Raw genomic sequence first — 12,277 nt, forward strand, 5'->3', positions numbered from 1 at the left:
TTATGGCTGAAAATCGGCAACTACGGCTCGGCACTATTCTACATGGCGCATCGGGAAATATGTCCGCATGGCGCCATCCGGTGGCTCAGGCTGATGCCAGTATTAATTTTGATTTTGTCAAAGAGACGGCGCTTATTGCGGAAAAAGGGAAGCTGGATTTTATTTTTGTCGCCGATGGTCTGTATATTAATGAAAAATCAATCCCGCACTTTTTAAATCGTTTTGAGCCGCTGACAGTATTATCCGCTTTGGCCAGTATCACCCAGAATCTGGGGCTGGTTGGCACGGTGTCCACATCATACAGCGAGCCGTTTACGACCGCACGGCAGTTCGCTAGCCTGGACCATCTCAGCGAGGGACGCGCGGGTTGGAACGTGGTGACGTCGCCTCTGGAAGGATCGGCAAAAAACTATTCTCGCGCTCAGCATCCAGAGCATGCCCAGCGTTATCGTATTGCCGATGAATATTTACAGGTAGTGAAAGGGCTGTGGGATTCCTGGGAAGAAGATGCTTTCACCCGTAATAAAACAAGTGGAGAATTTTTTAATCCGCAAAAGCTGCATACGCTTAACCATCATGGAGATTATTTCCAGGTCGCTGGGCCATTAAATATTGGGCGTACACCACAAGGCCGTCCGATTATATTTCAGGCGGGAGCTTCAGCAGATGGCAAGAAATTAGCGGCGCAGCACGCTGATGCCATTTTTACCCATCAGGAGTCGCTGGCAGAGGCTAAAGCGTTCTATCAGGATGTAAAAAGCCAGCTGGAAGTCGCCGGACGACATCCCGATCAACTGCATATATTCCAGGGCGTCAGCGTTATTGTTGGCGACAGCGCAGAGGACGTTGAGCAGCAGTATCAGACTACCGCTGCGCTGGTCTCCGTTACTGACGCGCTGAACTATCTTGGCCGCTACTTTGAACATCATGATTTTGCCCAATATCCGCTGGACGCACCGTTCCCGGATCTGGGCTCTCTCGGACAAAACAGCTTTCGCAGTACGACTGATGAGATCAAGCGCAACGCACGCGAGCGTGGTTTAACACTTCGTCAGGTTGCTCTGGAAGCGGCCAGTCCACGTCCGCGTTTCAGCGGCACGCCACAACAGGTTGCCGACGGCCTGCAGCAGTGGTTCGACGAAAAAGCCGCAGACGGTTTTATCATCCAAGGTGGCACGCCGGATACCTTCCCGCGTTTTGTCGAACAGGTTGTCCCTGTGCTTCAGGCGCGCGGCCTGTTCCGCCATGAATATCCCGGTACGACCCTGCGCGCAAGCCTGGGATTAGCGACACCTGCAAATCAATTCACACAATAAGAGAAAAACGCTATGCAGAAAAAATCAGTATTTCTCGCGCTGTCACTGGCTTTCAGCGCGACCGTTTGGGCAAATGAGGTGACGATTAACGGCACCGGCGTAAGCCTGGAAGCCAATAAAGCGCCAATCAATACAGCAAAAAACCCGCAGGCGATCGCGCAGTTGCCCGCAAACCTGCACCTGGCCGTACCGGGCAAATTCACCGTGGCGATTGCCGGGCTCAGCCAGCCGCCGCTGACCGTTTTTGCCGATGACAATAAGACGTTGATCGGCAGCGAGGCGGACATCGCGCGTCTGGTGGCTGACAGTCTGGGACTGGAACTCAACGTTGTACCTACGTCATGGGAAGACTGGCCGCTGGGCGTCACTTCCGGCAAATACGATGCCGCGATCAGCAATATTACCGTCACCAAAGCACGCAAAGAAAAATTCGATTTCGCGACGTATCGGAAGGACTCTCTTGGCTTTTATGTCAAAACCGGTAGCAAGCTGAAGAAAATCGAGCAGGCGGAAGATATCGCAGGACTACGCATTATCGTCGGTTCGGGGACTAACCAGGAAGCCATTCTGTTGGCCTGGAACGATGAGAACGTGAAGAAAGGGTTACAGCCGTTTACGCCGGTGTATACCAAAGATGATGCCGCGCAAACCCTGGCCCTACAGTCGGGCCGCGCCGATGCCTACTTCGGTCCTAATGTAATCGGCGCGTGGAAAGCTGCACTCAACGGTAAAACGCAATTAGTGGGTAGCGTTGATGGCGGTTGGCCAAAAGCGGCACATATCGCTGTGACGCTGAAAAAAGACAGCGGCCTGGTTCTGCCGGTACAAACCGCCCTCAACGGCGTGATTGGCAACGGCGACTATGACAAGGTGCTGAATCGCTGGGGAGAAGGGGTGGAACGCATTCCACAATCTGAAATCAACCCGGCCGGTTTAGGCGACTAAGGAGGTCATCGTGAGCGATCAATTTCGCGTGCTCTCACCGGAAGCCAGCGAGCTGCAGCCCATTTTGAACGGTCTGTTCGGTGAATATGCCGCCCGCTATGGCGATTACTTTTCTCGCGACGCTGAAGTGGAACTGACCGAATGGTATCTGGCACCGCAGGGACTTTTTGTGGTACTGGAGCGCCGCGGCGAAATTATCGCCACCGGGGCTTACAAACCTTACGACAAGGACACCGCCGAGATTAAGCGTATCTGGACAAAAAGCAGCCTGCGTCAGCAGGGGCTGGCGGCGCGCGTGGTGCAGGAACTGGAACGTAGAGCGCTGCTCGCAGGCTACAGCCGGATTTATCTGACCACGGGATTTCGCCAGCCGGAGGCCGTCAGACTTTATTTAAGCCAGGGCTACGATCCGCAATTTGATACGACGCGCGATCCCGAAGAGTACAGTCTGCCGCCGTTTGATGGACGGCTGCGCTTTACCAAACTGCTGACTATTGCCGGTCAGGCCAGAATCGCCTGAGGAGAGAAAATGAAAACGACAGATAGCATTAGAGTCGTACCGGCACGTTATCCCATGCGTACCGTAGGCGCGGTCATTGCCTTATTTGCCCTTGCGGTAATTCTCCAGTCCGTGGCGTTTAATCCGCGCTGGGAATGGAGCGTGTTTGTCCGCTGGTTCTTTGATCCGGTTATCTTGTCCGGCCTCGGGCAAACGCTGTTACTGACGCTGATCGGGACGCTGTTGAGTATTGTCATCGGCGGTCTGCTGGCGTTGGCGCGGCTTTCATCTTCCTGGCTGTTGAACGGTCTGGCATGGGGATACATCTGGCTGTTTCGTTCGTTACCGCTGATTGTGGTGCTGATCGTTTTGTACAACTTCTCCTATCTGTACGACACGTTGACGATTGGTATTCCGTTTACTCCCATTCAGTGGGGAGGTTTTGAGACCATCAATGTACTCGGTCAGTTTTCCACTGCGGTGGTTGGCCTGACGCTGGTGCAAAGCGCCTATACCGCTGAAATTATTCGGGGTGGATTTTTAGGGGTCGATCACGGTCAGTACGAGGCAGCGGCAGCACTGGGCTTACCGGCAGGGCGACGTACGCTGCGGATTATTCTGCCGCAGGCGCTGCGCACCATTTTGCCTGCTGGATTCAATGAAATCATCAGCCTGGCGAAAGGGACGGCGATGGTATATGTGCTGGCAATGCCGGAGCTGTTCTACACCATCCAGATGATATATAACCGCACGCAGGAAGTGATCCCGCTGCTGATGGTGGGTGCGGTGTGGTATCTGGTGATCACCAGCGTCCTGTCGTTAATTCAGCACCTGGTTGAACGTGCGTTGGCACGCAGCGAACGACGTTCAGCGATCAACACAACCCGGGTGACGCGTGCAGAAAAACGCAGTCGTCAACGTCCACAGCAGGAGGCCGTCCATGTCCCACTCGCCTGAAGGTCATATTTCTATTACCGGCGTCAGCAAATACTTTGGTCGCCACAAAGCGCTGGATAATGTGTCGCTGGAGATCCCTCCCGGTACGGTAACGGTTATTCTTGGCCCGTCCGGTTCAGGGAAATCCACACTCCTGCGGACCATCAACCATCTGGAACGCGTCGATGAGGGGTTTATTCAAATCGATGGCGATTACATTGGCTATCGTCGGCAGGGAGACAAGCTGTATGAGCTGAAAGAGGCGGAAATTTTGCACCAGCGCGTTAACGTCGGCTATGTGTTCCAGAACTTTAATCTGTTCCCGCACTTAACGGTTCTGGAGAATCTGATTGAAGCGCCCATTGCGCATGGACTGGCAACGCGTAAAGCCGCCACCGAGCGGGCATTAACTCTGCTTGATGCGGTAGGGTTACGGAATAAAGCCGATGCCTGGTCGCGTCACTTATCCGGAGGTCAGCAGCAGCGTATCGCTATTGCCCGTGCGCTGGCGCTAAATCCACGCGTCATGCTGTTTGATGAGCCTACATCTGCACTGGATCCTGAACTGGTCGGTGAAGTACTGGATGTCATTAAAGCGCTGGCGAAGTCAGGAACCACGCTGGTTGTGGTAACACACGAGATTGGCTTCGCCCGGGAAGTGGCGGATCAGGTGGTGTTCATGGTCGATGGCAAAATCGTCGAGCAGGGCAGCAGCGAGCAGGTGCTGAATCATCCACGCCACACGCGCACTCAGCAGTTTTTGTCGAAAGTGCTTTGAGACATATTGCGGCACAAGGCTGTGCCGCACAGGGGTTATACAGTGACGACGATTTTGCCTACCTGGCCGTTGGCTTCCATGTATTGATGTGCCTCGACGATATCATCAAAGGCAAAGGTTTTATCAATCAGCGGCTTGAGCTGGCCAGACTGCAATCCTTCAAAGATAAACCGTTTCGCCCGCGCAAGTTTTTCTGCGTCCGTGGTGATTTCGAAAATCTCATAGCCGCGGAAGGTCAGATGGCGACCGAGTATCTCAATGACCGGGATAGAAAGGTCACGTGAATCAAGCGAACCATACTGGAAAAAGATCCCACCGGCTGGCATCACTTGGGCAATTCTTGCCACCGCTGGGCCACCGACCGGATCGAACACCACGCGGGTTCCTTTACCCTCAGTAATCCGCTGAATCTCGGTCACCAGATCCTGCTCCTGGCTTGCAATAACCTCTGCCGCGCCCAGTTGCAGCAGCTGATCACGTTTCTCACTGGTCCGTGTCATCGCAATCGGTTTTGCTCCCCGCATGTTAGCAATCTGAATTGCCGCCAGTCCGACGCTGCTGGAAGCAGCATTGATCAGCACGTTATCACCGGGCTTAATATCCGCATATTCAACCAGCGCACCGAAAGCTGTCACATACATCATCCAGCTGGCAGCAGCCTCGGTAAAGCTTAGGTTTTGTGGATGCTTTACGACCGCGTGAGCGGGGGCATTAACGACTTCACCATACATTCCATATTGATGAAAGCTGAATGCCGGGATGACGCTAACGTAATCGCCAGGTGCAAACTCACGTACGTTGTCTCCCACTGATTCAATGATTCCGGCAGCTTCATAACCCAGTCGCGCCGGGAAATTAGGTTGGTAAATATACTGTCCGGTGCGGTACATAACTTCCGCACGGTTGATACCAATAGCCCGCACGCGGATCTGAACCTCATTTGCATCAGGCGCGCAAACCTGCACCTCCTGAATCTTCAGGACTTCAGCGCCACCAATTTGATTAAAAACTACGACCTTAGACATAGCAGACCTCAGTAAATTGTTCTGTATTGGGTCTGCACAATTTAACGACTCAGATGAGAGTGAAAAACCACTGTTGCGGAACTTCACTATTACTTATTTTGTAATAATCCCTGAATCCGTGGTTTTTGTTGGCTAAAAAGTTCGCATAACCAGTCAATGAATACCCGAACCCGAGGGGCGAGATGACGTCTGTCCGGGTAAAGCACCGAAACTGGTTTTGATTCTCCGGTATAATCGGCCAGCACCTCAACAAGCTGGCCTGACTGAAGATAGGGGGCAAGGACAGCATGAACGCCACGTATAATGCCGAGTCCAGATAAGCAGCCGGTCAACAGAATATCGGAGTTATCAACGCTTATCCGCCCTGCGGGGGTGAACGATTCGGTTTTACCTTTATTGACGAAGGTCCACTCCAGCGCTTCGCGGTGACGCTCGCTGAAAAAGTTAAGTGCCTGGTGTCGGGATAAATCCTCTGGCGTCTGCGGTACGCCATGTTGTTGCAAATAATCCGGTGACGCACAGGTCACCATCTTTACTTCACCGAGTCGCCTGGATATCAGGGAAGAGTCTTGTAACTCGCCGATACGGATCATGCAGTCGATACCTTCGGCAAGCATATCGATTCTACGGTCGGTGGAGGTGAGCACCATCTCGATGTCAGGATACCGCGACTGGAAATCTTTCAGCGCAGGAACTAACACGGAGTGCGCCAGCGACAGAGGTGCATTAACCCTGAGTTTTCCGCGTGGCGGGCGAGTTGGCGAGAAAGAAGCCATAATGTCATCAACGTCACTGAGCAGTATTTTTGTGCGTTGGTAAAAAGCATCACCTTCTTCTGTCAGACTCACTTTACGAGTCGTGCGGTTAAGCAACTTTGCCCCCAGATCGTCTTCAAGATGTTGGATAGCTTTGGTGACCGCAGGGCGGTGCAGGTGTAACACATCTGCGGCTCTGGCAAATCCACCTTGCTCAACAACCTGTATAAAAATGGTCATATATTCAAACATACTGGAACGCATTGCTTATTCTCCCCCGGTATTCGACCATTGTTATTATGATAGTAATAATCATGCCTGCATAGGTTGTTGAATGCTGCTCTACACTTAGTGTTTTAACGTTGGGGGTTGCAGCATGATTAAGGTCTATGGGGTACCGGGCTGGGGATCGGCCATCAGTGAAGTGATGCTCACACTGGCGGGGATCCCTTACAGCTTTATTGATGTGGAAGGTTTTGACAGCGATGGTCCTTCGCGGGAGTTGCTTAAAACAATGAATCCGCTATGCCAGGTGCCCACGCTGGTACTGGAAAATGGCAGCGTGATGACGGAAACGGCGGCGATCGCGCTGATGATCCTCGATCGTCGCCCTGAACTTTCACCACCCGTTGGACACGCCGAACGCCAGCAGTTTCAGCGTCTGCTGATATGGTTGATGGCAAATGTCTATCCCACGTTTACCTATGCCGATTATCCTGACCGATGGGTACCGGACGCCCCGGCGCAGTTGAAAAAGAACTGTATTGAGTACCGTAAATCCCTCTATATGTGGCTGAACAACCAGCTAAGCGCCGAGCCGTACGCATTGGGGGATCAGCTAACACTGCTGGACATTTACATTGCCGTTATGCGCACCTGGGGACCAGGGCATGACTGGTTTCAGGACAACACGCCGAATATTAGCGCCATCGCCGATGCGGTTTGTCAGCATCCGAGGCTGCGTACCGTACTGAAAAGCAATAAGATTATTTGAGAAAACACACTTTCTGACCAAAACAATAAGGAATCTGCTATGCCGCACGTTGATATTAAATGTTTTCCTCGCGCTCTTACTGACGAACAAAAAACCGCCCTGGCGGCGGATATTACCGAGGTTATTATTCGTCATTTGCAAAGCAAAGACAGTTCAGTCAGCGTGGCGCTCAATGAAGTTGAGCCAGAGGCGTGGCAGGGTGTGTGGGATGCGGAAATTGCGCCGCAGATGGCAAGGTTGATTAAAAAACCTGGCTACAGCATGTAAGAAAAAACGGGCGGATTTCCGCCCGTTTTCGTTGTGTTTATGGTGTAACGATGTTGAACCAGAATTCGAACTTATCCATATAACCGAGCATGGCATCAAGCTTGGCGCCGTCACCGGTTATCTTCACATCACCGCTGTCTTGTGCCTGTTTCAGCGTCACTTCCTTGAGGATGATTTTGTTCAGCGTGTCGCGATTTAGCGTGACAGTGGCGTCGGCATCTTTCGCTTCGGTATTGGCGGTATGGTTCAGTACGCCATTCTCCAGCTCAAGCTTGTATTTACCGCCGTCGCTACCAAGATCGATGTTAAACACCGACTTCGCATCGCCCGCTTTTTGTCCGTTAATATGCACCGCCAGATAATCGAAGAACATTTCCGGCGTCATAGCACGAACGGTATCCGGGCTGGCGGTATTCGGGGTTGGGCCTTTGACCACGCCGTTACGCAGCTCTTGCGCGCCGGTCAGGTAGAAGTTACGCCACGGGCCGGACTCAGCCTGATAACCCAGTTGCTCAAGCGCATCTGCTTCCAGATTACGTGCGGCCTGGTTATTCGGATCGGCAAACACCACTTTGCTTACCACCTGTGCCACCCAGCGGTAGTTACCCTGGTCATAGTCGGCTTTTGCTTTCTGCAAAATGGCGTCCGCACCGCCCATGTAGTCGACAAATTTCTTCGCAGACTCTTCCGGCGGCAGCTCATCCAGCGTTGCCGGGTTGCCGTCAAACCAGCCGAGATACAGCACATAGGTCGCTTTTACGTCATGGCTCACGGAACCATAGTAACCGCGGTTAGCCCAGGTATGTGCCAGTGAGTCCGGCAGCTTAAAGTTGGCAGCGATTTCATCGCGGGTCAGGCCTTCGTTAGCCATGCGTAGCGTCTGGTCGTTGATGTAACGATACAGGTCGCGCTGGCTTTTCAGCAGGCTGACCACTTTGTCATTACCCCAGGTTGGCCAGTGGTGCTGCGCCATCAGCACTTCGGCTTTATCACCCCAGCGCACAATCGCTTCGTTGATGTATTTGGACCACGGCAGCGGCTCACGAATTTTGGCCCCGCGCAGGGAGTAGGTGTTGTGCAGGGTGTGGGTAACATCTTCAGCGGATTCAATCAGTTTCTTCTCTTCGATGTACCACAGCATCTCCGACGGTGCTTCGGAACCCGGGGCCAGCATGAAGTCATAGGTCAGGCCGTCGATGACCTCTTTTTGTCCATCTTTCTCTATGATATTTGTTGGCGCAATCAGGGTAACGGTTCCCGCGGAGGTCGTGGTTCCCAGTCCCGCGCCGACCTGGCCTTTGGCATCAGGTTTGAGTAGGTTGCCGTACATGTAGCTCGCGCGGCGGCTCATGACGTTACCGGCCATGATATTCTCAGCGACCGCGGCCTCCATAAAGCCAGCTGGCGCATAAACTTTCACTTTGCCTGCTTTAACGTCGGCTTCATCGACAACACCGCGTACGCCGCCGTAATGGTCAACGTGGCTGTGGGTATAAATTACCGCGACAACCGGTTTTTGACCGCGGTTTTTAAAGTAAAGATCCATTCCGACTTTGGCCGTTTCTGCCGAGACCAGCGGGTCAACAACGGTGATGCCTTCTTTCCCTTCAATGATGGTCATGTTCGAAAGATCGAGGTTACGAATCTGGTAAACACCATCCGTTACTTCAAACAGCCCGCTGATGTTGATCAACTGAGATTGACGCCACAGGCTCGGGTTTACAGTATCCGGGGCTTTATCGCCTTCTTTGATAAACGCGTATTGCTGCGGATTCCAGATAACATTTCCCTGTTCGCCTTTGATCACTTCCTGCGGGAGTGGAGCGATAAAGCCTTTGTGGGCGTCGGTAAAGTCGGTGTTATCGGAGAAGGGCAGTTGATTGTAAAGCGCGTTGTTGGCTTGTTGCGTGGCGGCTGTAGCGTTTTTGGGGGCTTCAGCCGCCATAAGGGGAACAGAAAACGATGTGAGTAACCCAGCAAGTATAAAACTTTGTGCGATTCTATTAAGTTGCATCGTAAAACCTCTCTGACACTTCAAAAGTACAGTTGGGGGGATGCTGCTTTGAAGGATAGCGTTTTGATTAGGTATTTGAGTTAGTGCAACATTAACTATAATTCACATGAATGATTCAGCAAGGAAGGGTGAGTAATTTATCTAACTGGTTTTTCAGAAGTTTTAAGAAAAAATTGCGGATGACAGAGCAGAACTGCCATCCGTTAGCATACTATCATTCACCTGCGATAATGCGTTTCCCGCTGGAGACAAACGTTCCGGCCCCAAGGTGATGCATAGTATTGAGCTTGCCATCATCAAACTGCCAGCGTCCCTCCACGAAGGCTCGCTCATCAGCGGCAGCGGAGACCACTTCCCCAAACAGGGTGTCATACTTTTCCTGTGCCGCCGTGGCTGGCAACAGGCGACACTCCATCCATGCCAGGCATTTCGCTTCTATCAGCGGTAAACCCAGTACCGGCCCGTGTACCACGGGAATGCCATAACAGTTGAATTTATCTTCCACGCGACCGGAAACGCTGCCGACTGCCCAGGTCCAGTTGACGGCGGCAACGCCCGGAATAACGATGCCGAATTTACCGCTACGTTCAATGAGTTCGCGCGACCAGGCGGTCTTATCAACAACAATTGCTATCCGCGGCGGCTCAAATTCCACGGGCATTGACCATGCCGCAGCCATCACATTTCGCCGCTCGGTATGCTCATCCCGGCTGGTTATCAAAATCGTTGGGCCGTGATTGAGTAGCCGACTGGCATGTTTTAATTCGATCGGACGAAAATGGCTCATGGATGCTCCTTGGCTGAGAGATAACACACCACAATAAACATAGATATTAACGGTATTAGCGATTTTGTCGCCTCACAGGAATGAACAACGCACAAAATCGACAGCGTAAAACGAAAAATACGTTATAAGTACTGCATTAATCGAACAGGAACTCCCTATGACGCCTTTTTTAACCGCATATTTTGCCCGTATTGGCTGGTCAGGTTCGGCCAACGTCAACATTGAAACCTTGCAAGCGCTACATCTACTGCACAACAGCGCGATTCCATTTGAAAACCTGGATGTATTACTACCAAGAGAGATGCAGCTTGACGATTTGTCGCTGGAAGAGAAGCTGGTAACGGCGCGTCGTGGCGGTTATTGCTTTGAACAGAACGGCGTGTTTGAGCGCGCGTTACGCGAAATCGGTTTTAACGTACGCAGTCTGCTCGGTCGTGTGGTGCTGGCAAACCCGTCAAGCCTGCCGCCGCGCACGCATCGCTTGTTGCTGGTTGAGTTGCAGGGAGAGTTGTGGATCGCCGACGTTGGCTTCGGCGGGCAAACGCTGACAGCACCAATTCGTCTGCAGGCCAACACTGAGCAGAAGACGCCACACGGCGAATATCGGCTGATTCAGGAAGGTGAAGATTGGATCCTCCAGTTCCGTCATCACGAACACTGGCAGTCAATGTATCGTTTCGATCTGGTCGTGCAGCATCAGAGCGATTATCTGATGGGCAACTTCTGGTCCGCACACTGGCCGCAATCACATTTTCGCCATCATCTGCTGATGTGCCGTCATCTGCCCGACGGCGGGAAATTAACGTTAACCAATTTTCACTTTACCCATTATCAGGATGGACATGCGGTAGAGCAGATTAATTTGCCTGACGTCGCCAGTTTGTATGCGTTGTTGCAAGAACGATTTGGACTGGGTGTGGATGACGTGAAGCATGGGTTTACCGAAGATGAGTTAGCGACGGTAATGGCGGCGTTTGATACGCATCCGGAGGCGGGGAAATAGGGGCATCGGAATTAATGCCGGATGCGGCGTCATCGCCTTATCCGGCCTACGGGAACAATTAAAAATCTATCGCCCATTCTGCGTGAAACAGGATCACCGCCGAACCGGTAATGGTGACTTTTTCCGGCTGGTTTTCACGGATAGTTACCGTCACATCAACAATCCCGTCGCGCCCGAGCGCACGGCCCTGATGCCCCTGAACACGTAACGTTTTCCCATCATGCGCCATCAGCCCATGGTGGACCAGCCACGCGCCCATTGGACCGTTGGCATTGCCGGTAACCGGGTCTTCCACAATACCAATAGCAGGTGAAAACATGCGGCCATCAGTGGCGTTTTCGCCCTCGCGGATTTGAAAAGGGAAAAAGCCGTTACAGCCAATTTGCTGGCTGATGGCGGTCAAAGCCGGTAAATCAGGGGAAAGGGCGTCAAGGTCCACCTCGGGTTTCAGTGGAATCATCACTTTCGAATGTCCGGTCGTGGCAACCTGAATGGGTAAGCCTGCCAGCATATCGTCTTCGCTCAGGTGCAGCGCATCGAGAATCGCAGTACGAACAGCACCCTCCAGCGGAGGTTCAAAACCCGGTTCACCTTGCTCAAGGCTAATGCGATAGTCGTTCCCGGTAGCGTCAATATCCACCCGATGACGTCCGGCCAGCGAGGTTTGCCAGACCGTGCAGTTGCCCAGACCCAGCACCTTGGCCCGCACATAATGCGCTGCGACGGTAGCATGCCCACAGATAGGAACTTCGACCGTCGGGGTGAAATAGCGGATGCGAACATCGCTGTCGTCACTGGTCAGCAGAAATGCGGTTTCTGAATGACGCAGCTCGCGAGCGATGAGCTGCATCTGCGCGTCACTCAGTCCATCAGCATGTAAAACCACACCTGCTGAGTTGCCGCGAAAAGGGACCGGGGTAAAGGCATCGACGTGGTAAACCTGTGGTTTCATTAGTGT

At 52.6% G+C, this 12,277-nt stretch carries 11 protein-coding genes and 1 pseudogene; 7 read left to right on the forward strand and 5 right to left on the reverse strand.

Features of this window, described 5'->3' with window-relative positions:
- The first annotated feature begins 2 nt into the window (after positions 1–2).
- The 4 genes and pseudogenes from LY264_RS12565 to LY264_RS12580 all read left to right on the forward strand — a co-directional run bounded on the left by LY264_RS12565 (position 3) and on the right by LY264_RS12580 (position 4,474).
- Positions 3–2,261 (forward strand): annotated as a pseudogene (locus LY264_RS12565) (NtaA/DmoA family FMN-dependent monooxygenase).
- 10 nt (positions 2,262–2,271) lie between these two features.
- The gene (locus tag LY264_RS12570) at positions 2,272–2,781 is read left to right on the forward strand and encodes a GNAT family N-acetyltransferase (RefSeq protein WP_003833076.1); all 510 of its coding nucleotides are present in this window, start codon (positions 2,272–2,274) and stop codon (positions 2,779–2,781) included.
- Between the two features lie 9 nt (positions 2,782–2,790).
- Positions 2,791–3,717: an amino acid ABC transporter permease gene (locus LY264_RS12575; protein ID WP_249457338.1), complete on the forward strand. Its 927-nt coding sequence runs from the start codon at positions 2,791–2,793 to the stop codon at positions 3,715–3,717.
- On the forward strand, positions 3,701–4,474 hold the full coding sequence (locus LY264_RS12580; protein ID WP_048227600.1) for an amino acid ABC transporter ATP-binding protein: 774 nt from the start codon (positions 3,701–3,703) through the stop codon (positions 4,472–4,474). Before LY264_RS12575 ends, LY264_RS12580 begins: the two co-directional genes overlap by 17 nt.
- A gap of 35 nt (positions 4,475–4,509) precedes the next feature.
- On the opposite strand, the gene LY264_RS12585 is transcribed toward LY264_RS12580, so the two are convergent.
- Both LY264_RS12585 and LY264_RS12590 read right to left on the reverse strand, forming a co-directional pair.
- The gene (locus tag LY264_RS12585; RefSeq protein ID WP_048227601.1) at positions 4,510–5,499 is read right to left on the reverse strand and encodes a zinc-dependent alcohol dehydrogenase family protein; all 990 of its coding nucleotides are present in this window, start codon (positions 5,497–5,499) and stop codon (positions 4,510–4,512) included.
- An 89-nt stretch (positions 5,500–5,588) separates the two neighbouring features.
- Positions 5,589–6,518, reverse strand: a complete 930-nt coding sequence (locus tag LY264_RS12590; protein ID WP_048227602.1) for a LysR family transcriptional regulator — start codon at positions 6,516–6,518, stop codon at positions 5,589–5,591.
- A gap of 112 nt (positions 6,519–6,630) precedes the next feature.
- On the opposite strand from LY264_RS12590, the gene LY264_RS12595 reads away from it, so the two are divergent.
- Positions 6,631–7,248, forward strand: coding sequence for a glutathione S-transferase family protein (locus tag LY264_RS12595; RefSeq protein ID WP_048227603.1), 618 nt, complete (start codon positions 6,631–6,633; stop codon positions 7,246–7,248).
- A gap of 39 nt (positions 7,249–7,287) precedes the next feature.
- Positions 7,288–7,515, forward strand: coding sequence for a tautomerase PptA (gene pptA, locus LY264_RS12600; protein ID WP_048227604.1), 228 nt, complete (start codon positions 7,288–7,290; stop codon positions 7,513–7,515).
- 37 nt (positions 7,516–7,552) lie between these two features.
- On the opposite strand, the gene LY264_RS12605 is transcribed toward pptA, so the two are convergent.
- Together LY264_RS12605 and LY264_RS12610 are read right to left on the reverse strand one after the other, a co-directional pair.
- Positions 7,553–9,529 carry an alkyl/aryl-sulfatase gene (locus LY264_RS12605; protein WP_071692402.1) on the reverse strand — a complete coding sequence of 659 codons (1,977 nt, stop codon included), beginning with the start codon at positions 9,527–9,529 and terminating at the stop codon, positions 7,553–7,555.
- Between the two features lie 214 nt (positions 9,530–9,743).
- The gene (locus LY264_RS12610; protein WP_048227606.1) at positions 9,744–10,316 is read right to left on the reverse strand and encodes a flavin reductase family protein; all 573 of its coding nucleotides are present in this window, start codon (positions 10,314–10,316) and stop codon (positions 9,744–9,746) included.
- Positions 10,317–10,473: 157 nt separating this feature from the next.
- Between LY264_RS12610 and nhoA the strand changes: the two genes are divergently transcribed.
- The gene (nhoA, locus tag LY264_RS12615; RefSeq protein WP_048227607.1) at positions 10,474–11,319 is read left to right on the forward strand and encodes an N-hydroxyarylamine O-acetyltransferase; all 846 of its coding nucleotides are present in this window, start codon (positions 10,474–10,476) and stop codon (positions 11,317–11,319) included.
- Positions 11,320–11,377: 58 nt separating this feature from the next.
- On the opposite strand, the gene LY264_RS12620 is transcribed toward nhoA, so the two are convergent.
- Positions 11,378–12,271 (reverse strand): PhzF family isomerase, encoded by an 894-nt coding sequence (locus LY264_RS12620; RefSeq protein WP_048227608.1) that lies wholly within the window; start codon positions 12,269–12,271, stop codon positions 11,378–11,380.
- Positions 12,272–12,277 lie beyond the last annotated feature (6 nt).

Source organism: Citrobacter portucalensis (genome assembly GCF_023374935.1).
In the GTDB taxonomy this organism is placed as follows: domain Bacteria; phylum Pseudomonadota; class Gammaproteobacteria; order Enterobacterales; family Enterobacteriaceae; genus Citrobacter; species Citrobacter portucalensis.